The organism is Vibrio sp. Vb339 (assembly GCF_902751245.1).
Lineage (GTDB): Bacteria > Pseudomonadota > Gammaproteobacteria > Enterobacterales > Vibrionaceae > Vibrio > Vibrio coralliirubri.
This window is the reverse complement of the sequence record NZ_CADDIS010000001.1, coordinates 1265371-1286825: the sequence shown is the minus strand read 5'-3', so window position 1 is coordinate 1286825 and position 21455 is coordinate 1265371. Positions and strand designations below refer to the sequence as shown.

Below are 21455 nucleotides of genomic sequence, written 5' to 3'. Positions count from 1 at the left end.
TGCCCGATTTCCTCTATAGAAGAAAATCTTTTTCAATCGGTACAAATTTTGAGGCAGAATCGATAAGATTTTGAGCAGTTAACCCCGGAACACCATACACTTCAACAGGTTTGCCAAAGCGCTCTTTGATTCGCTCTACAAGGATTTCGAAATCACCATCGCCAGAGACTAAAACAATCGTATCGACTGTCTCAGCAAGCTCTATCGCGTCTAGTGCTATACCTACATCCCAGTCACCTTTTGCACTACCATCTCGACGCTGAATAAACGGTTTTAGCTTCACATTAAAGCCAACACCACGCAGGATGTGATGAAATTGGCGCTGCTTAGGGTCTTGGCTTGAGATTGCGTATGCATTAGCTGCAATAACGTTACGCCCTTCCGTGGCAACATACCAAAACTGGTTATAGTCGAAGTTAGAACGGTATTTGTCGCGCGTCGTGTAGTAAACGTTCTGAACGTCGACCAAAATTGCTATGTTTTCCATAAATTCATACCTTTAGATTTTCCGTATACCCTATTCTATTCACTTATAAAATGCGAGTCGCTTTACTCAATAAAAATGAACTTGTTCCCTTCCGTTAACGTAAATCTCCGTATGTTTAGCGTAATCCTAACTATGCTTAATGTAGGTTGATTTGTGTCGTACGTTTATCGAATGGTTCTGAGCTTCACTTTCTTCTCTACGTAACTTTCAAATCATTCTCAGACTTTGAGTTTTCAAGGGAGGTTGGCCATGCTACACCGACAAATACACAAATCGTGCGTAAGCATCGACACAGCCAAAGCAGCGAAATCAATGAATTATTCAGCACGTTTTCGCGTCTGGTTTAGCTTGATTAAACTACTGACTATCAGCACAGTATTGGTCATGAGCTCAACCATTCACTCGGTACTTGCCTACCCTGCCTATTCACATTCAAAACCGTTACCGCACCGTAGCGTGATCTACTTTGCACCAAAGGAAGATTCCGTCGTCAAAGAGTTTCTCAATGAAGTGTTGATCAACAACTGTCAATTGGATGAAAGAGACGTAGTTATCATTGTCATTGCGGAGAGCGGCTACACAGTCCCTACTTGGCTTGAAGAAGAATTTAACCTAGAAGCCGTAACCGATAGCTATGGAATACCAAAAGGTTCACATACTGCTGTTTTGATAGGTAAAGACGGAAAAGAGAAGCACAGGTGGAGCGGTAAGACAGACTGGCAGAAAATCACCAATATCATCGATGAAATGCCGATGCGCCAACAAGAAATGCAGCGACAAGGAAGCCGCTGCAGTATTTGATTCTTGCTGAGCTCAGTAGTGGCTTAGAGAGCTAACTAGAAGGTCAAACGATTAAGCTTGTTTGTTAAACCAAGCCAGTTTTTCATGGAGCTGAGCCACGCTGCCTACAACAATCAACGCTGGGCTCTTTGCGACACTAGCAAGGTCAGCCAAATCACGTAACCCACCTCTAAACACCTTTTGGTCTTGGCGAGTACCGTTTTCGATGATCGCAACCGGCATGTCCGCTCGCATACCGTTATCCAGTAAGTTTTTCTGAATGTTTGGACTCTCTTTCAAGCCCATGTAAAACACGATGGTATGGTTGTGCTGAGCAAGAGATTGCCAGTCAATATCTTCGCCATCTTTCTTCAAGTGGCCGGTAATAAACTGCACGCTTTGTGCATGATCACGGTGCGTCAACGGAATGCCCGCATATGCCGTTGCGCCTGCAGCTGCTGTGATGCCCGGAATCACTTCAAATCTCACATCATTCTCAGCTAACGTTTCACACTCTTCGCCACCACGGCCAAAGATAAACGAGTCACCACCTTTTAAGCGTACTACGTGCTTGTTCTCTTGCGCTTTAGTGACCAACAGTTGGTTGATCTGATCTTGCGGTACACAGTGATGATCAAGCTTTTTGCCCACATACAGCATTTCTGCTTCTGGATTAGCCATCGCCAAAATATCTTTTGATACCAAGCGGTCATAAACCAACACGTCTGCTTGTTGAATCACTCGTGCAGCTTTTAGCGTAAGTAAGTCTGGGTCGCCCGGACCTGCACCTACCAATGAAACAAATCCTTTGTTTACTTCTTTAACATTCGATGACGATACTTCTGACATGCTGCGCTCCGAAGGTTTGCTTGTTATATTTCAAGCTTAATTCTGTATGACGATTCATCGTTGTATGAATCACCAATATCCCTACTTCTTAGACTATCAGTTGTTGCCATAAAACTTTACGATTAATTCTAATCAAGATAGAAGTTTATATAACAAAACAATCTATTACGTTGGAAAACCCTGACATTTGCACCATCATCAAGCACACATTGCTCGCCTTAGGTGCACGGTTATCAAAGTAGAGAGTGTTAAGATCAAAAAAGCCCCAAATCAACAGCTTGGGGCTTAACACACATTATTAGTTGCTCATTAACCTAGAACTATCTAATTACTTAGCGCCTAGAGAAGGAGCTGTTTTAGCGTGAGTTAGGTATAGAGGAACACACGTCATTAATAGACCACCAACGATGTTACCTAGGATTGTTGGGATAAGGTTGAAGTTCAACCATGTCGCGATACCAAAATCAGCGCCAAGAATCATACCTAGTGGGAATAGGAACATGTTTACCACTGTGTGCTCAAATACGAGTGCGAAGAAGATGAAGATTGGGAACCACATCATTGCTACACGGCCTGACACTGTACGAGCAGTCATGTTGCCAATCACACCTAGACATACCATAAGGTTACAGAAGATGCCGCGTACGAAACACGTGATCCATCCGTCCATTCCCATATTTTCAAAACCTAGGCTACGGCCCGTAGAAACAGCAATGAACTTTTGAGCAACAGCGTTTGGTTCTAGAGAGAAGTTACCTGTTAAAGAAACAGCAACTAGGAAAGCAACAATAAGAGAACCGATAAGGTTACCAAGACCAACAATACCCCAACAACGTAGGATACGGCCCCAAGTGATACCTGGGCGGTTGTCGAATTTCGCTAAAGGTGCAAGGCCGAATACGCCAGTTACTAGGTCATAACCCATTACACTTAGAATGACGAAGCCAACTGGGAACACAAGTGCGCCAACAAGGCCAATACCTGTTTGAACCATTGCTGTAATAGCAACAACAACCGCTAGAGAAAGGATGATACCAGCCATAGTGCTTCGAATCAGAAGATCGCGAGTACTTGTTTTCGTTTTCGCTTCACCCACATCAATCATCGTTTGAACGAATTCAGCTGGTTTGTAATCAGGAGACATAAGGTTGTCCTTAAAAAGTTTAAATTAAAAGTTAAAATTGGATAGGAAAAGGCTCTAGTTGCCGAGTTAAGGCAATATCGAGAACTAGAACCCTTGAACTATCAAATCTTACTCATCCGAAGATTAAGCAGAGATTTCTACAGCGCCTTTGGCAACACGAGCTTTATACGCTTTCACGTTGAAGTTCTCGTCTTCCATGCACACACCTGTTGCTAGGTTAAAGCGTTGCTTCTTAAGTGGACTTGCCACCCAAAGCTCTTCTTTGTGCTCAACAATCAAACCGCGTGATAACACGTTAGATTGGAAGTATGGGTCTGTGTTGCTAATCGCGAATACTTCTTCAGCCTTAGTTGGGCGGAAGATAGCCACTTGCTCACCACCAACCAACGCACAAACACCTGTACCTGGGATAATGTCTTCGATCTTACAAACTTTGGTAAATGCCATAATGTCGTCTCCCAATTAAACCAGTTCAACGTGAAGGATATCGCCCTTCGCTTCAGGGTGTTTCTCGGTGAATGTTGCTGGACGGTGTTGTTCACGGCCATCTTCAACAAACACAACGTTATCATCACGGTCATCAGCATTGATGAAGTGTGCAAAGCGCTTAAGTTGAGCTTCGTCGTTGATTGTATCTGTCCATTCACAAGCGAAGTTATCAACTAGGCCAGCGATGTCAGTTTCAAGTTGGTCATTGATACCAAGCTTGTTGTCTACAATCACTTCACGTAGGTAATCAACACCACCTTCTAGGTTGTCCATCCATACCGAAGTACGTTGTAGTGGCGCAGCCGTGCGGATGTAGAACATCATGAAACGGTCGATGTACTTGATTAGCGTTTCTTGGTCTAGGTCGCTTGCCAGTAAGTCTGCGTGACGAGGTTTCATACCACCGTTACCACATACATACATGTTCCAACCTGCGTCAGTCGCGATAATACCTAAGTCTTTACCTTGAGCTTCAGCACACTCACGAGTACAGCCAGACACACCAAACTTCATCTTATGAGGAGTACGGATGCCTTTGTAACGGTTCTCGATCATCACGCCTAGGCCAACTGAATCTTGAACGCCGTAACGACACCAAGTAGAACCTACACATGTTTTCGCCATACGAAGTGCTTTTGCGTAAGCTTGACCCGTTTCGTAGCCTGCTGCGATTAACTTCTTCCAGATTGCTGGTAAGTCATCTTTCTGAGCACCGAAAAGACCGATACGCTGTGCACCCGTAATCTTGGTGTACAAGTTGTATTCAGCAGCAACATCAGCAAGAACACTTAGCGCTTGTGGTGTTACTTCACCACCCGCCATACGAGGGATAACAGAGTAAGTACCGTCTTTTTGCATGTTACCTAGGAAGTTATCGTTGGTATCGTGCAGCTTCACTAGCTCAGGCTTAAGGATGTGCTCACCCCAGCAAGAAGCAAGGATAGAACCCGCTAGAGGCTTACATACTTCACAGCCGTAGCCTTTACCGTATTTCTCTAGTAGCTCATCGAACGTTTTGATTTCTTCAATACGAATCAGGTGGAAAAGCTCTTGGCGAGAGTAAGCAAAGTGCTCACACACGTCGTTCTTCACTTCAACACCGGCTTTAGCAAGTTCAGCGTTCAGTACTGAAGTCACAAGTGGAATACAACCACCACAGCCCGTACCTGCGCCTGTTACTGCTTTGATATCACCAATGGTGTGGTGACCTTCAGCAACGGCTTGTGCAATCTTGCCTTTAGTTACATCGAAACAAGAACAAATAACAGCAGACTCAGGAAGAGAATCCGCGCCAAGTGTTGGCTTTTCAGCACCAGCGTGAGCAGGAAGAATCAATGCATCTGGATGTTCTGGTAGGTCGATTTCGTTCAGCATTAACTGAAGAAGATCACCATAATCAGACGTATCACCAACCATCACTGCACCAATAAGCTTCTTATTGTCTTCAGAAACGATGATACGCTTATAAACTTCTTGCTCTTCGTTTTGGTAAACGTAGCTCTTACAACCAGGAGTACGACCGTTTGCATCACCGATAGAACCTACTTTCACGCCCAGAAGTTTAAGCTTCGCAGACATGTCCGCACCTTCAAATGTGCTTTCGTTACCGACAACGTGGTCAACAGCAACTGTCGCCATTTTGTAACCAGGAGCAACAAGGCCGTAGAACGTTTGGTTCCAAGACGCACACTCACCGATAGCGTAGATATCTTTATCAGTCGTTTGACAGTGATCGTTAATCTCGATACCGCCACGAGGCGCGATACCTAGACCCATTTGACGAGCAAGTTTGTCTTGTGGGCGAATACCAGCAGAGAATACGATGAAATCAGTTTCTAGCTCTGTACCGTCTGCAAAACGCATTACGTTACGAGCTTCAGTGCCTTCAGGAGCAATCTCAAGCGTGTTCTTACTTGTATGTACGTTTACGCCCATACGTTCGATTTTTTGACGAAGTTGGTTACCACCCGCTTGGTCAAGTTGCTCAGCCATTAGCTTAGGAGCGAACTCAACAACGTGTGTTGTCACGCCAAGTGCTTTTAGTGCGCCTGCCGCTTCAAGACCAAGTAGACCGCCACCCACAACAACACCAGACTTTGAGTTCTTAGCGGTTGCTTCGATAGCTTTCAGATCTTCGATTGTGCGGTAAACGAAACAGTCTTTACCCTCGTTGCCTTTAATTGGCGGTACGAATGGGAAAGAACCGGTAGCAAGGATAAGTTTGTCGTATTGAATTTCACGACCAGTGCTTGAGTAAACTGTTTTCTTTTCACGGTTAACGTTAATTGCACGTTCGCCGATCAGCATATTGATGCCGTGTTTCTCGTAGAAGCCTTCTTTAACTAAAGAAAGTTCGTCTGCAGTGTGGTGTGAAAAGTAAGAAGAAAGGTGTACACGGTCATAGGCTACACGTGGTTCTTCACAGAACACCGTGATGTCCATGTTTGCAACATCTGTCTTCTCGACTAAATCTTCGATATAGCGATGGCCGACCATCCCGTTACCGATTACGACTAGCTTCATCTTGCTCATAAGAATTCCTGAAGGTTATATATTTCTTAACTGAGCGAATAATGAATTATGAAAGAAAATGAAAATATGATGTAAATCAATTACGAAATCGAACTACCCTAAAGGGGTAGAACAAAAGAGGTAGATCTGCTGATTTATCATACGAAGCAAACGAATAACCGTAGGTTTAATAAGGTTTAGCGGGGTTTTATATACACTTTCGTGCAGTAGATAAGATGTTGTAAATTTTCACAATAGGTTAGCAGCAACGTAGTTAAATGACAATCATTTTCATTTGTAGTCATAATAAGTGTAATAACTCATGAAAGCGTTACAGGATCATGAGCAACTATGTATAAATATGAAGAACTTAATGACGCAAAAGACAGTCGCCCTTTTCCATTCCCCACTAATTCCACTCACAAACGGCACAATTGGTTAACAGATGCTGTTGGTTATTTAGTGAATGATAGATTTATACAAGGAAAAGACCGGCACAAAAGTGATCTGATATGGCTTGTTCCTAGAGGTGCTACTGATTAGAGAGCATACGTGGGAGTTTGGAGATAGCATGAGGGTTTAGAATTTCAGATAGCAAAAAGGCCAGCATTTCTGCTGGCCTTTCAACTTTGAATAGTGGAGGCGCCTCCCGGAGTCGAACCGAGGTCCACGGATTTGCAATCCGCTGCATAGCCACTCTGCCAAGGCGCCTTCAATAGTGTTTAAAGAGAACAACTCTTTTGATTAATACCAAGTAAGGTAACAATCATATAGATGGTGCCCCGGGCCGGACTTGAACCGGCACAACGCGAACGTCGAGGGATTTTAAATCCCTTGTGTCTACCAATTCCACCACCAGGGCACGCAATTCTTTATTGCGATGCCGATTACTGAAAAGTAAAACACCATCTTAATGTCGAAATGAATCAACATTACAAAATTTGGAGCGATACATCGGGTTCGAACCGATGACCTCAACCTTGGCAAGGTTGCGCTCTACCAACTGAGCTAGTATCGCATTTTCATTCTTATTATCTCTTACTTATCAAACTAAGAGAAAGAATGGAGGCGCCTCCCGGAGTCGAACCGAGGTCCACGGATTTGCAATCCGCTGCATAGCCACTCTGCCAAGGCGCCTTTAATAGTGATTTAAGAGAACAACTCTTTGTTCATCACTCTACTCAAAAAGTAGAAGCTAGATAGATGGTGCCCCGGGCCGGACTTGAACCGGCACAGCGCGAACGCCGAGGGATTTTAAATCCCTTGTGTCTACCAATTCCACCACCAGGGCAACGCAATCTTGCGAGGCCGATTACTGAAAAGTAAAAACACCATCTCTCAGCGACCTAAGCCGTGAGAACGAGGTGTACTTTAACGGAAGGAAAAAATTCGTCAACAATAAATTTTATCTTTTAATTCAAGTGATTAATTATCGAACTTTGACGGTTGAATTTACTACTGATTGCGCAAATGGCAAACACAATCTCCTCCTCCAAAGCCGGTTCAAAATCATTCATAATACATGGAAACGCGAAAACTCGAATAAAAATGCCAGTCGAAGGACTGGTTTTACCAGTAATTCTGGAAACCTCGAACCTAATTAATAATTTTCTTTCAAAAATTGATATGTCGGCTTTGGCACTATTGCTTCTATACTGCTGAAATCTCGGCTTGCTAAGAACTCCCTTACTTTAGAAGCACTGATCACATCACCGTTTGTTGAAATACGTTCAATGATTTCAACTTCAATATCATATGTAGGGAGTAGCTCCTGCATTTTTTCGTTATATTGTTGGGTGATTTGACACTTTGGCTCATTTCCAAGGAATATCTTACTAATATTCAGCGCCTTAGCTATGTATTCACAGAAAAACCATGCTTCCATTGATGCATCAGCTTTAGCTTCAGAAGTTTCTTTATCGAAGTAATCTGGGTAAGTCAATTCAGTACAAATAAACTTTCCGCCTCGAATAACGGTTACGTTGCCAATATGTTTCGTGCTTTCAAAGACTAACTTAAATCGGTCTTCGAATTTAAAGAAAGATTTATCTTCTTCAATAACAAAAATGAACAACTTATCGACACTTCTTGCAGCGTGCTCTATTAGGTGCAAGTGCCCTTTAGTAATTGGGTTACAATTGACTGCTACGCTACCTATAACACCTTCATTATCTGTAGCATGTTGATCTAATAGTTCTAAGTACGACTGCATTTCACAAGATTCAAGCGCCTGAGCAGTGTGTCTAAATAAGAAATACTTGAACTTTTCTAGGACACACAACATTCTATTATCTAAATCGAATTGAGGCGGTACAGGCTCACTTTTACTTTTCAACATAGATATTAACTTATTTGTTACAATCTCTCCCATTGCCTTATTTCCCTTAGGAGAGTAATGACAATGACGCGCGTTTAGATCAATGAAAAAGTCGCCACCTCGGTCAACATCATTAAGATCAATCGATAGTACATCCGCATCTTCAACATTTTTGAATTCATCAAAGTTGAAAAAAACAATGACATCACCCTGCTTGATCTCAGTTTGTACCAAATTATTCATTGCTAGAAGCAAATTCATCCCTAGTACGCCATGATTTTCAACTCTAACATTATCGGTTACTTTATTAATGTTTTTCTGAACCTGACTGACAATCGTATTTTTGTCGCTCATACCATACGAAAAAGTTGTTGATGCTCCGAAGAAAAGCACTCGGCGATCTGATGTTTCTGGTTGACCTATGGTTGCTCTAAACCCATTTTTTACTGATATAACTGAGCTGCCATGATCAGATAAAGATACTTTGGTCGCTCTTACAATAGGCAGCACATCACTAAACAACTCATCAAATTTGTTCTGCTCATCTTTGCTATAGAGCGACTTGATATAAGTCGGTGGACTATTCCTACGACTCCAATCTCTTCGCTGCTTTAGATAGAGCTTTGTGTTGTTAATAAGGTCCCTTTCCTCTTTAGACAACTTAGTTAAATGTTCTCCTCCACTTTTAACATCAATGAGAACTGAAGATGCTCCTTTGGTCGCAATGTACGATTTGATAAAGGCCACTTTATCAGAGTCGTTCACACTTGAATTTAGGATATCCAAACTCTTTACAAGATTAGTACTTTCACTTGTGGAATCTAATGAAACTTGAAGCTCTTTTGATTTTTCTGAGTCACCATTCATTAAATATAAATTCAATAACATAAAACAAAATTCATTTTTTTTGAATTTGTAGACTAACTCTTCTATAAGATTAGTCGCTTCTTTATAGTCTTTATTTTGTACATATAGCTCAGCAAGCCTAAGGTTTTTAGATATCTTGATTTTTGAAGGTAGTATAGGAAGTAATCTATATAAGCTTTTTAATACCCAGTAAAACGTTAACTTATACGATTGACTTTTTGATAGCATGAATAGAGCCTTTTACATTATCTTTATAACTTATAAATTTAGAAGATACTATCATATTAAATTTTCAATAATGTAAGGTTAAGTAAGACATTGTATTCATCTTAGTTACAAACTGTATTGCATAAAAAAAGCTTACTTATTAGACAAAGTCCAGATTATTATTAAAAGATATTAGCCAATGTTACAAGTTAATGTTATATAGTTTATTTAGAACGGATTTGATACAAACTGAATGTCATTCCATCGTTTATTCCTTCCTTCATCTCTATTTCACAATCTAAGACTATAGTATTTAAAATACTGTCAAAACCATGAGTACCCGTGAAACCACTAAAACGATATCAATATGAGCGCTATGCCGTTCTTTGTAACCTCGCCTACCCTAGGGTTTTTAAACAAACTCGCTATGGTTTTGACCCTAATGGACAACGCATCATCAAGAACCAGTTTGGTAAAACTATGATTCGAGTGTTGTGGAGTAGCGACAAAGATGAAGTGGTTGTGGTTATCAAAGGATCGCACAGTATCTCAGATTGGCTACTGACCTTTGCTCTATGGACAAGAAGCTGTAAGAGAATTGGGCTCAATTATCGTGTGCATGCGGGCTTCTACCATCTGATGTTTCAAGAGAGTCAGCCAAGTCGTAATGAAGATAAGCTTGGTTTAACCGTTATTGAGCGCTTAGAAGCCACGCTCACACCTCTCATCGAACAAGGCAAAAGAGTGTCTATTACTGGCCACTCTTCTGGAGGCGCGATCGGTTGTGTCTTCGCTGATTACTTTGATCAAAAGTACCCTGGCTGTATTAAGCGAATAGTGACCTTTGGCCAACCCGCCATTGGTGACTGGAGCTTTCGAAAGCACTATCGCATGAGTAAGAAAACCTACCGAATTTGCTGTGACATCGACGTCGTGACCTTCATGCCACCGGTACCCTTACTCTATTGGCATGTAGGCAAAGTGCTTTGGCTTTATAACGGACGAATCTACGAGAACACCCCAACCTTAATCCGCCTTGGTCGCTCTATCTTTAGTTGGTTGATAAGACCTTTCTCTTACCACTTAATGAGCAAGTATATCCGTAACAAAGATTTCTTTGATAAGCATTGAAATGGGTGCGTAGGAAGCTTTTAGCGGGGCCAGAAACGAAAAAACCAGTCACTAGGACTGGTTTTTCTGAATGATGGAGGCGCCTCCCGGAGTCGAACCGAGGTCCACGGATTTGCAATCCGCTGCATAGCCACTCTGCCAAGGCGCCTTCAATAGTGTTTTAAGAGAACAACTCTTTTGAGTATTACCAAGTAAGAGGTAACAATCAAATAGATGGTGCCCCGGGCCGGACTTGAACCGGCACAACGCGAACGTCGAGGGATTTTAAATCCCTTGTGTCTACCAATTCCACCACCAGGGCACGCAATTCTTTATTGCGATGCCGATTACTGAAAAGTAAAACACCATCTTAATGTCGAAATGAATCAACATTACAAAATTTGGAGCGATACATCGGGTTCGAACCGATGACCTCAACCTTGGCAAGGTTGCGCTCTACCAACTGAGCTAGTATCGCATTGTCATTCTTAATATCTCTTACTTATAAAACTAAGAGAAAGAATGGAGGCGCCTCCCGGAGTCGAACCGAGGTCCACGGATTTGCAATCCGCTGCATAGCCACTCTGCCAAGGCGCCTTTTTAATTCAACACTTTAGGGACTTAAGTAAGCAGCACCGCTGTGTTCGGGTGCCTACTTTACGGATTGAGGGGAGATAGTCAAACAAAAAAGTGAATTTAAATTCCGTTTGCTGACATTTAAATCAAATTGCTGCATGTTCGATCTCTTCAATCAAAAAACACACAGCAAAATCGAGTTAAACAAGATGTTCTAGAGCTACCACTTTTTCATGAAACGACCGACAAGACTCGGATGATATGCCCAGCAGTGGTCAAACATCGTCATAAGTTGAGGGTTACCATACTTAGAAAGACTAACCGCATGAAAACGGTTTTTGTGTTCTTTCAACTTTTCAACCTGAGCAATCATTTCGTCAGATTGTTTAGGTGCAATAAAGTCAGAAAGTACGATTAAATCGGCATTCTTGTATTTATCACCCGTCATCAAGTCAATCGACTTCATAAGAACAGGTTCTAAATCCGTACCGCCGTGAAATGAGTAACTTAAGAAGTCGCTCGCTTCACGTAAGCCATCTTGCCTTGTTAACTCATAGGTAATCTGCTCAGAAGAGAACAAAATCACGTAACAGTCCCTCTCTTCTGCAAGAGCGATTTGCATTAAGGCATAAGCCATAGCTTTAGCTGACTGCTCAGGGAAGCCACTCATAGAGCCCGAAGCGTCCACACAGACGATAAACGGACCCTTTTCAATATCGATGTTCTTGCTATCTGGTTTTTGCGCTTTCACTTTGCGTAACGTGCGTGATTTACCTTGCGAACGATAGCTAAGTAAACGCTTGTCGGCCAAGTGCTTGTAAAAGATAACCTCAAGTTCAGGATAAGCTAGGAACATGGTTTCGTTTGGCAGCATTTTGTTCAGGTCATCACTTTCATGAATCCCTACAATATCATCAACCGCTTCATCACTTTTCTCTTCAACCATCTGCAATTCTTCTACAGGGGCTTTGTGTAGCGAAGGATCGTCTTCCTCACCAGCCATACGGCCTAGCTTTTCAGCAATCTCTTGCAAGCCCTTGTGCTTATTCAAGAACTCAGCATGACGCTTCATTATGGTAAGGTCTGTTTTGCTTAACTTGGCAGATGCCATGTCCCACAAGCGCCCTACACTGCCTTCATCCCCCGATTCCGTGACTTTGTCCATGTTTTTCATGGTTTCCATGCGCTGATAAAGATCGGCTAAGACTTTTTCTTTGCTTGTTTCAAGCTCGGTTACTTGAGCTTGTTTAATCGCATCTGATAGTGATTGGTACCATTGGTCGCAAAAGTAGTGTGGAAACATCGCGTTATAAACACCCTTATTGTTCTCCATAAGGCGTCTAGCTTGTAGATAAAACGCTGAGTGCCACTCCAGCTTTTTGATAACACTGTCAATCTCATCAAAGAACTTAGGTTCATCCCAATAAATCACTTCTTGGTAAAGGGCGATTTCCTCTTGGAATCGATCAGTTTCACATACCTTAGTAACGCGTTTTTTAACTTTACCGCGCCATTTAACTAAGTGGTTTTTCACTGATGTTTTCACACCTTTGTTCTCAGCAGCCATCATGACTTGAGAACGAGCGATGAGATCGTTCATCGCGGTATCAATGATTCCTGAGTCAGCTACCATCAAAGCGAGGTTTAAGCCGTCTACTCCTAACATATGCTCTCCTCTTACTCGAAGTACTGGCTCATAAACTTAATACGCTGAGCGATCTTGGCACTCTTCACTTTCGTTGTTTCAAGATCTTGCGTTACCGCCTGCAAACTTGCTTCCATTGCCTTTGGTAAATCAGGATCAATATAGTTATGAGGTAACGCATCATGGAATTCAGTACGAACGCGTTTTAACTTGAATTCAGCTTCAGTTAACTGTTCTAAGGCTTTCTCGGCGCCACTCAACCACTTGTTGTACTGTTCTTGGTCTAAACCGTCAGTAGTAACGACACTGACAAGTACAGAGCGATTGGCGATGTCTTTAATCACTAATTGGTTTGATGCATCCAAGTCGAGTTTTAAACGGCACAGGTTTTTATTTTCGTTTACGTAACCGTAAATATCCCCGTGGCCTTCTTTGAGAACACGATCAAAATCGTCTTTGGCTACGTATACCCAACGGCTATCGCCTTTCTCAGATTCAGAAACCGACATGTTGCTTTGCAGCATAACCAGTTTCACTAGATTGTAAGCACTGCCCACGCTGTACATTTTCGCGTTCTTGATGTCATTCTGGTAAACATCTTTACGCAACAAGCCACTGGTTGACTCCATAGAAAGCGCCACCGACAACGTTGATTCAACATCGTCTTGAATCTCTTCTAACTCTTCACGAGACATTTCAATTTGAGCTTTCGACTCTTGTTGATCAAACGCTCGGTTCAATGCAAAGTCTTTCACCACGCTACGAACCACATCGCGTGATTCTGGGCTATGCCACAAACAATCTTGCAGAAGCATGATATCTAGCGGGTTCACGCTATCGCGACCGCTGAAGAACGCACTCGCTTTCAATAGTTTAACGGCCTTCTTCCAGCGTCTATCTGATACATACAATTCTGACTCTGACGCAGAGCCTTGCTGCTTAACCGTCTCTTCAAGCATGGTTTTTAGTTCAAACAACTTATCAAACGAATTGTCTGTCAGTTCTAGCTTATCGAGCTCTTTCTGCCATTGATGGTATTCAATATCCGTAATCGCCAAACCTTTTGGAATTACCGCTTCTTGAGAAGTACCCGTCGTCAGCATCGATTTGAAGTTTTGTTTGTTTTGAATACGGTTTACGAACACGCGTACCAACATACGGTCATAAAGTGCTTCCAAGCCACTGTCTTCATCTGGAAGTTCGTTGGATGCCGATACTAGTAGACGCATCGGTACACGTTCAATATCGCTGCCGTTTTTGAAAGTCTTTTCGTTAACGACAGTAAGTAGCGTGTTTAGGATTGCAGGGCCGGCTTTCCAGATCTCATCGAGGAAGACGACTTGTGCTGTTGGTAGGTAGCCTTCGGTCAGTCTTACGTAACGACCGTTGTCTTTTAATTCTTGGATACTTAGTGGACCGAATACTTCCTCTGGAGTAGAGAAACGAGTCATCAAATATTCGAAGTAGCTACTGTTGTCGAAAGCCTGAATGAGACGTTTAGCGATAAGACTTTTTGCGATGCCCGGAGGGCCTAATAGAAACACGCTTTCACCAGCCAAAGCAGCCAGTAAACAAAGCTTAATCGTGTCTTCTCTTTCGTAGACACCATCAGAGAGAGCATGCGCTAATTTATTGATTCTTTCAGAGAGTAGCGCCTTGTCAGCATGTGAAGAAATAGAAGGGTTCATGCGTTACTCCGAAAATCTTTGAACAGTTGAGAGTGTAGAATTGTTTTTATACATTTGTTAGCACTTTGTTACAAGTGTATTTTATTATTGAGTTGCATTTATATCAGATGGTTACGTTGGTAATTTTGGCGCAATCATAGATTCCAATGATGAGAGTAACATCACGAACGGCGTGAAACTAAATCTATTGCGAAACCTAATTTTTCTTTTATTTTCGACACCATAGACGTTATGGTGGTGCACGTCTTCCGTTATACGAAAAATTGGCAAGGAATGTGGCCAGACTGCATGAGTAAAGTTATCCATAAATGGAAAAGTATTTCTCTCATAGAAGAGAACGTGACGCTCCCTACGAACGTCGTGGTAAAACATACAACAATCAACCACCCTGGCGCGGCAGTTATTCTTCCTATCACTTCGTCTGGAAAGATCATCCTCATTAACCAGTTTCGCCCTTCTCTTAAGAAATGGCTTTTAGAACTACCCGCAGGCACGATGGAAGTAGATGAAACACCTCTTCAATGTGCTCAACGCGAACTGGAAGAAGAAACAGGTTACAGTGCAACTTCTTTTCAAAGCTTGGGGCAAGTCACCCCTTTAGCTGGCTTCTGTGATGAGATACAACATCTGTTCGTCGCAAAAGACTTAAGCCTCACTACCCGCTTTGAATGCGATGAAGATGAAGTAATAGAAGTGATCGAACTGAGTTTAGAAGAACTGCACGATAAAATACGACACGATCAAATCACCGATACCAAAACTATCGCTTGTTTAAGCAAAGCCCAACTATGTGGCCATCTATAGCCAATTATATGGCTACCTAAAGTACTCTAGGAGAGAAACATGGACTTTCGTTCTGATACCGTAACTAAACCTTCGCAAGCTATGCGTGACGCAATGGCAAACGCAGAAGTGGGCGATGATGTTTATGGCGATGACCCAACCGTCAACGAGCTAGAACAGTGGACAGCAAATGAAACGGGCTTTGAAGCGGCAATGTTCACTTCTTCAGGTACACAAGCCAACTTACTTGGTTTGATGGCGCACTGTGAGCGTGGTGACGAATACCTTTGCGGCCAACAAGCGCACAACTATAAGTACGAAGCTGGTGGTGCTGCAGTACTTGGTTCTATCCAACCTCAACCAATCGAGAACAACCCAGACGGCACTTTAGACTTTAAAAAGCTTGCCGCTGCAATTAAGCCCGACGACAGCCACTTTGCTCGTACTAAGCTTCTTAGTTTAGAAAACACGATCAATGGTAAAGTCCTGCCAATGTCTTATCTAGCGGAAGCACGTGAATTCGTAAACCAACACGGACTTCAAATGCACCTAGATGGCGCTCGCGTCTATAACGCAGCCGTGGCATTAGACGTACATATCAAGGAGATCGCTCAACACTTCGATTCTATGACGATTTGCTTATCGAAAGGTTTAGGCGCTCCTATCGGTTCACTACTACTGGGCAACAAAGAATACATCGCGAAAGCACGTCGACTGCGTAAAATGGTCGGCGGTGGCATGCGCCAAGCAGGTATTCTTGCGGCTGCGGGTAAAATGGCTTTAACAGAGAACGTTACTCAACTTAAAGCTGACCACGAGAACGCAAAAAACCTAGCGATTGGTTTAAGCAAGCTAGAAGGTTTTTCTGTTAACCCTGATTTCATTCAAACTAACATTGTATTTGCTAAGTTAGATGAGTCTGTGGATATCAACCGAATCGCACGCGAACTGGGCGAACAAGGCATTACGATGTCACCAGGGAACCCTGTTCGATTTGTTACTCATAGAGATATCAGTTCAGAAGACATCACGACTTTCCTAACTAAGTTAGAAAATGCGCTTTAAGCCATACTAAATGTTCACCCAGAAAAAATAAGACTTGAGCTTCCTCTTAGGGGAAGCTTTATAATCATGTTTTTACCGGAGTAAAAACGTGCATTACCCATCCTTCACTCTAATATTACTAGCGCTTTCCTCTAGCCTTCATGCCTCTGATTTAGGCGCCCCTGAACTAGGTAAAGTGAAATCACCAAGCTGCGTTTTTTGTCATAACCCCACCAGCCCGTCGACTGATAACTCCTATCCCAAACTTTCTGGACAAGATCCAACCTATCTCTTTAATACAATGAAAGCGTATCAAACCGGAGATAGGCAGGGCGATTACGCGGATATGATGCGAGCGCAACTAAGTAAGCTTAACGATCAAGATTTGAAAGACATAGCGACTTTTTACGCTTCACAAGATTAGCGGCTCCCACATTCATTAGGTCGATCATAAGCTAAATAAGCATCACCAAGTCGCCTATACTTCAAGCAAACTCACTGAGCTCATTGAAGGTCGGGATAGATATACCTTTACACGTATCATCCAACCCTTACAATGTGCAGCAAATATATTTATCAAGGTTTATCTCTATGTCTATTCAATGGTTTCCGGGTCACATGCATAAAGCCCGCAAAGAAATCGAAGAAGTTATCCCACAAGTTGATGTGATCATCGAAGTACTGGACGCTCGTATCCCGTTCAGTAGTGAAAACCCAATGATCTCTTCACTGCGCGGCGATAAGCCTTGTGTAAAAGTGTTGAACAAGCGTGACCTTGCAGATCCTGAACTGACTCAACGTTGGATTGAACACTTCGAGAAAGAGCAAGGCGTTAAAGCGATTGCGATTACGACTAGCGTAAAAGAAGAAGTTAACCACGTTATGGAGCTAGTACGTAAACTGGCGCCGCACCGTGAACAGATGGGCAAGAACATTCGTACAATGATCATGGGCATCCCGAACGTGGGGAAATCGACCATTATAAACTGCTTGGCTGGACGTACGATTGCGGTTACTGGTAACCAACCTGCGGTAACTCGTCGTCAACAACGTATCAACCTGCAGAATGGCGTAATCCTCTCTGATACACCTGGAATTCTTTGGCCTAAAGTAGAAAACCCACACAGTGGCTTCCGCTTGGCTGCAACAGGTGCTGTAAAAGATACAGCAATGGAATACGATGAAGTGGCATTCTACACAGTAGAATACCTAGCAAAGCAGTACCCTAACCTTTTGCAAGAGCGTTACCAAATTGAAGAGCTGCCAGAGTCTGACATCGAATTGATGGAAGCGATTGGTCGTAAGCGTGGTGCACTTCGTGCCGGTGGACATATCGACATTCACAAATGTTCAGAAATCCTGCTTCACGAATTGCGTAACGGCACTTTAGGTAAGGTAACGCTTGAGTTACCTGAAATGATCACACAAGAGCTGATCGAAGTTGAAGAAGCGGCTGCACTGAAAGCCGAACAACAGATTAAGAAAAAAGAAGAGCGTCGTAAGCGTTACTTGAAGAACAAGCGTTAATCGCGATTAGTTTTTATAATCTACTTTAGTTTCTGTTTACCACTCTTACACCTACCTCTAGATATTCACGTTCTATCGATAATAGAGCGTGAATATTGCCTGCTGCCGTTTGTTGATCTAGCTAACATACTGACAAATCTATAGAAACGGTCGTTTACAATCCCAAGCACTGTGACATACTACGCAAATTATTGTGTATCAATCTCGGCTAATTTCTCAATGCGCTCTTATTCTGGGTTCAAGAATCAAAGATTTAAAACCTATTTCGATAATGAAATTTATTTGCCGTACATAAATTTCATCTACATCCCGATCTCAATATTCTGTGCATTCATCATCACTGACTACATCCACTTTGGTAGTGAGAGCCTTGCACCTATCATTTTCCGAGTCATACTTTTTCTATTGATGATGGCAGCTGCCAGATATTGCATCACCAACAAACCCAACGTCTTAGAACCCGTAGAAAGTGTCTTCCTTGTAATTAGCTCGCTTTTCTTAGTTTATGTCGGTCGGCTCGCCATTGAGTTGAACAACTTCGACTACCAAGGCGGTATCATTTTAGTCATGATCTACATTGGTACGTTTTCACGACTGTCAGCCAAATACAGTATCTCTACGCTGTCGTTTATCTTTTTGGCTTATCTCATCGGCCTTGCGCCACTGCTTTACGAAGCAGAGCCAAAACATGAAATAGAAACAATTTCCGTTTATATTTCGGCTTACATCCTAATCTCAGCGGCCTGTATTAGACGTGACTTGGAAGTACATAAACGTTTCGCTCAATCCGAGCAACTGCGCAAACAAGCGATTCAGCTTCGCAAGCAATCAAATATGTTTGAGGCCCTTTCCTATCAAGACGCACTAACGGGCTGCTACAACCGCCTTTATCTTCACCAGGTGATAGAGCCGAGCATAGACCGTCAGCTATCCATTACATCGATCATGATAGATATTGATCATTTCAAATCGATTAACGATACCTACGGCCATCAAATGGGCGACATGGTGATTAAAGAACTGGCCGATGAGATTCAAAAACGACTACCGACTAGCAGTAACTGCTTTCGATACGGCGGTGAAGAGTTTTTGGTGATGGTCCAAGGAGAAACCGAGGCTTCAATTCAATCGCTGGTTAATTCCCTTTTAGAATCCCCTGCTCGTCTTAGATTAGAAGTAACGATTTCAATCGGTGTGAAACATGCGCCTCAAGCCCTTGGTTCTGTCGAGCAACTTATCGACGACGCTGACCAAGCACTTTACATTTCGAAGAAAGGCGGTAGAAATAAGATCACATGGTGTGATTAGTCGGCCAATATTTCACGCTCCTTAGCGATTCATTTAATGACCACCAATTCAATCAAAAAAGCCCCGAACAATTTAATGCTCGGGGCTTTTGTCTTTGTTCTTTTGCTTTAAATTAGCTTCGATAAGAACCTGCTATTTGCTACTCAGAAAAACCAGTATTCAACAAGAATCGACTAAGAATACACGACGCTTGCTGTTTTCTGTTCAAGTTCAACGGGAGAGTTCCAAGAAATCACTTTCTCGTTCACTTGGCTGCCGCATGGTGCGTTCCAAACTTGCTCTAGTTCTTCTTTACCACCAATCGCTTCATAAAAAGCTATCGCTTGATGGTTCTCAGACATCACCTCTAAGTAAAGCCCTGAGTCCGAATAGTATTGCTGCAACCACTTCGATAATTCAGACAACAGACGCTTGCCTACACCTCGACCGCGATAATTATTGTCTACGTGTAACGCATCAATGAACGTGCCACGCTCAAAGTTGTGATTACCAAACGCACAGACGAAACCAACCAGTAAACCACCTTCTTCAAGCAATAAAACATGTTGGTTGAAAGGAGGATTAATCAAACGAGTCTGCCAAATAACAGATCTGTCCTCCAAAACATCGTTTTCTAAGTAATCATCAGCAAGAATGCCACGGTAATATAGCTTCCAGCTATCCGCGTGTAATTGGGCAATCCGCTCATAATCTTTATATTCAGCTACCTTAATTTCCATTTATTAGCCCTTAGTACTTCCATTTATGACTTGCTACTACATTTCACACTACCTTTATACAATATTTAAGCAAAACATACTAATACACGTTTACACTTTCAATATTGACTTACACGTGTACGCTGATATTCTAGCGCACAGATGTAAGCCCAATTGGAAATTTGCTAATGAATAGTGCCGACAAACAATCTACAAAAAAGCCGCCATTAATCTGGCTCAATATTTTTGTGTTCTCTTTTAGTATGCTGCTTGCTGTTGTAGCAGCTCCCGTTTATGGCTACTTTTTTGGCTATGGCATGGAGCACTGGATATGGCTAGCAATCTGCTTTACGTTCTGTAACCTTTCAATCACGACGGGTTATCACCGCTTATGGTCACACAAAGCGTTTGAAGCGCATTCAAGCCTAAGATTCCTGTTTGCTTTAGGTGGCGCATTTGCCCTGCAGAACAGCGCGCTACACTGGTCTTCTGATCACCGTGTCCATCATAAGCATGTCGATAACAACGACAAAGACCCATACTCTGCAAAACGTGGGTTTTGGTACTCACACATTGGCTGGATGATTCGTAATTACAGCACTTCAATGTACGAAAACTACGAAAACTGCCGTGACCTTAAAAAAGACAAGATTGTTATGTGGCAGCACAAGCACTATGTTCTGTTGGCATTACTAATGAACTTCGGTGTTCCTATCGCTTTAGGTGTTATTTACGGTGACGTAATTGGCATGTTGTTAATCGTAGGCGCTGTTCGTTTGGTACTTAATCACCACACAACATTCTTCATTAACTCCCTTGCTCACATCTGGGGTAGCCAACCTTTTACCGATAAAAACACGGCCCGTGATAACGGTGTGTTAGCGGTTCTTACTTTTGGCGAAGGCTACCATAACTTCCACCACATCTTTGAGAACGACTACCGTAACGGCATCTACTGGTGGCAATACGATCCAACAAAGTGGTTGATCAAGAGTGCTTCGCTGATGGGACTGGCAAGTAAGCTTAAGAAAACCCCTCAAGCCCGTATCGAGAAAGCTGAAGCGTCAATGTTACTTAAACGCACCCAGCAAAAAATCATGCATCGTGCCGACAAGCAACAAATCGCGGAGAAGCTTCAACAAGAGTTTGATGCTCTAGTATCAAACATGAACGAGTATTACGAAGTTAAAAAGCAGCTACTTGAAAGTAAGCGCGAAGACGTTGTGAAGAAGTACGAACACTCAGTTCTTAAGGTTCGTTATCAGCAAATCAAGATGAACTTTGAACAACAGAAGAAAAATTGGGCAATGACGGTTGAGCAATACGCTTAACACCCCAGTAACAACACAGTTTGATTCTTATTCAAAAGCCCTCATATTGCTATGAGGGCTTTTTTAATTCAAAGCTCTAATTAAACCCATGAGT

17 protein-coding genes and 9 tRNA genes are annotated in these 21455 nt (G+C 42.5%); 8 read left to right on the top strand and 18 right to left on the bottom strand.

Translation table 11 applies throughout. The features are described from left to right. Nucleotides 1-13: 13 nt before the first annotated feature. Nucleotides 14-487, bottom strand: coding sequence for a LabA-like NYN domain-containing protein (locus HRQ85_RS05715; RefSeq protein WP_010429860.1), 474 nt, complete (start codon nt 485-487; stop codon nt 14-16). Nucleotides 488-736: 249 nt separating this feature from the next. Here HRQ85_RS05715 and HRQ85_RS05710 point away from each other — a divergent pair, with 249 nt between their 5' ends. Then, nucleotides 737-1288, top strand: a complete 552-nt coding sequence (locus HRQ85_RS05710) for a DUF4174 domain-containing protein (RefSeq protein ID WP_172378973.1) — start codon at nt 737-739, stop codon at nt 1286-1288. 51 nt (nt 1289-1339) lie between these two features. On the opposite strand, the gene cobA is transcribed toward HRQ85_RS05710, so the two are convergent. From cobA to HRQ85_RS05660, 10 genes are all read right to left on the bottom strand, one after another. Then, nucleotides 1340-2116, bottom strand: coding sequence for a uroporphyrinogen-III C-methyltransferase (gene cobA / locus HRQ85_RS05705; RefSeq protein WP_019822801.1), 777 nt, complete (start codon nt 2114-2116; stop codon nt 1340-1342). A 328-nt stretch (nt 2117-2444) separates the two neighbouring features. Continuing rightward, a complete protein-coding gene (locus HRQ85_RS05700) occupies nt 2445-3260 on the bottom strand; it encodes a formate/nitrite transporter family protein (protein ID WP_017062558.1) in 816 nt (271 codons plus the stop codon). Between the two features lie 123 nt (nt 3261-3383). Further along, on the bottom strand, nt 3384-3707 hold the full coding sequence (gene nirD / locus HRQ85_RS05695) for a nitrite reductase small subunit NirD (protein ID WP_017058221.1): 324 nt from the start codon (nt 3705-3707) through the stop codon (nt 3384-3386). 15 nt (nt 3708-3722) lie between these two features. Beyond that, the gene (gene nirB / locus HRQ85_RS05690; protein WP_050646228.1) at nt 3723-6281 is read right to left on the bottom strand and encodes a nitrite reductase large subunit NirB; all 2559 of its coding nucleotides are present in this window, start codon (nt 6279-6281) and stop codon (nt 3723-3725) included. A gap of 616 nt (nt 6282-6897) precedes the next feature. Continuing rightward, a tRNA-Cys gene (locus tag HRQ85_RS05685) sits at nt 6898-6971 on the bottom strand. Nucleotides 6972-7035: 64 nt separating this feature from the next. Continuing rightward, nucleotides 7036-7122, bottom strand: a tRNA-Leu gene (locus HRQ85_RS05680). Nucleotides 7123-7202: 80 nt separating this feature from the next. Then, nucleotides 7203-7278, bottom strand: a tRNA-Gly gene (locus HRQ85_RS05675). A gap of 45 nt (nt 7279-7323) precedes the next feature. Beyond that, nucleotides 7324-7397: transfer RNA gene (locus HRQ85_RS05670), tRNA-Cys, on the bottom strand. Between the two features lie 67 nt (nt 7398-7464). Further along, nucleotides 7465-7551 (bottom strand) — tRNA-Leu (locus HRQ85_RS05665). 309 nt (nt 7552-7860) lie between these two features. Further along, nucleotides 7861-9672, bottom strand: coding sequence for a citrate lyase ligase (locus HRQ85_RS05660; RefSeq protein WP_172378972.1), 1812 nt, complete (start codon nt 9670-9672; stop codon nt 7861-7863). 321 nt (nt 9673-9993) lie between these two features. Between HRQ85_RS05660 and HRQ85_RS05655 the strand changes: the two genes are divergently transcribed. Then, nucleotides 9994-10782 (top strand): lipase family protein, encoded by a 789-nt coding sequence (locus HRQ85_RS05655; protein ID WP_172378971.1) that lies wholly within the window; start codon nt 9994-9996, stop codon nt 10780-10782. Between the two features lie 74 nt (nt 10783-10856). Here HRQ85_RS05655 and HRQ85_RS05650 read toward each other — a convergent pair. The 6 genes from HRQ85_RS05650 to HRQ85_RS05625 form a co-directional block, all read right to left on the bottom strand. Next, nucleotides 10857-10930, bottom strand: a tRNA-Cys gene (locus tag HRQ85_RS05650). 66 nt (nt 10931-10996) lie between these two features. Beyond that, a tRNA-Leu gene (locus HRQ85_RS05645) sits at nt 10997-11083 on the bottom strand. Between the two features lie 80 nt (nt 11084-11163). Continuing rightward, nucleotides 11164-11239 (bottom strand) — tRNA-Gly (locus HRQ85_RS05640). A gap of 45 nt (nt 11240-11284) precedes the next feature. Beyond that, nucleotides 11285-11358, bottom strand: a tRNA-Cys gene (locus HRQ85_RS05635). A 199-nt stretch (nt 11359-11557) separates the two neighbouring features. Next, nucleotides 11558-13003: an ATPase RavA stimulator ViaA gene (viaA, locus tag HRQ85_RS05630; protein ID WP_172378970.1), complete on the bottom strand. Its 1446-nt coding sequence runs from the start codon at nt 13001-13003 to the stop codon at nt 11558-11560. An 11-nt stretch (nt 13004-13014) separates the two neighbouring features. Beyond that, nucleotides 13015-14670, bottom strand: a complete 1656-nt coding sequence (locus HRQ85_RS05625) for an ATPase RavA domain-containing protein (protein ID WP_172378969.1) — start codon at nt 14668-14670, stop codon at nt 13015-13017. Between the two features lie 288 nt (nt 14671-14958). Between HRQ85_RS05625 and HRQ85_RS05620 the strand changes: the two genes are divergently transcribed. The 5 genes from HRQ85_RS05620 to HRQ85_RS05600 all read left to right on the top strand — a co-directional run bounded on the left by HRQ85_RS05620 (nt 14959) and on the right by HRQ85_RS05600 (nt 19332). Beyond that, nucleotides 14959-15474, top strand: a complete 516-nt coding sequence (locus HRQ85_RS05620; RefSeq protein ID WP_172378968.1) for an NUDIX hydrolase — start codon at nt 14959-14961, stop codon at nt 15472-15474. 39 nt (nt 15475-15513) lie between these two features. Beyond that, entirely contained in the window at nt 15514-16518 is a 1005-nt protein-coding gene (gene ltaE, locus HRQ85_RS05615; protein ID WP_172378967.1) for a low-specificity L-threonine aldolase, read from the top strand. Between the two features lie 88 nt (nt 16519-16606). Beyond that, nucleotides 16607-16921 (top strand): c-type cytochrome, encoded by a 315-nt coding sequence (locus HRQ85_RS05610; RefSeq protein ID WP_172378966.1) that lies wholly within the window; start codon nt 16607-16609, stop codon nt 16919-16921. A 167-nt stretch (nt 16922-17088) separates the two neighbouring features. Further along, nucleotides 17089-18024: a ribosome biogenesis GTPase YlqF gene (ylqF, locus tag HRQ85_RS05605; protein WP_029405588.1), complete on the top strand. Its 936-nt coding sequence runs from the start codon at nt 17089-17091 to the stop codon at nt 18022-18024. A gap of 282 nt (nt 18025-18306) precedes the next feature. Further along, nucleotides 18307-19332 carry a GGDEF domain-containing protein gene (locus HRQ85_RS05600; RefSeq protein WP_172378965.1) on the top strand — a complete coding sequence of 342 codons (1026 nt, stop codon included), beginning with the start codon at nt 18307-18309 and terminating at the stop codon, nt 19330-19332. 173 nt (nt 19333-19505) lie between these two features. On the opposite strand, the gene HRQ85_RS05595 is transcribed toward HRQ85_RS05600, so the two are convergent. Beyond that, nucleotides 19506-20051: a GNAT family N-acetyltransferase gene (locus HRQ85_RS05595; protein ID WP_048613495.1), complete on the bottom strand. Its 546-nt coding sequence runs from the start codon at nt 20049-20051 to the stop codon at nt 19506-19508. Nucleotides 20052-20218: 167 nt separating this feature from the next. On the opposite strand from HRQ85_RS05595, the gene HRQ85_RS05590 reads away from it, so the two are divergent. Then, entirely contained in the window at nt 20219-21361 is a 1143-nt protein-coding gene (locus HRQ85_RS05590) for an acyl-CoA desaturase (protein WP_017062601.1), read from the top strand. Nucleotides 21362-21455 lie beyond the last annotated feature (94 nt).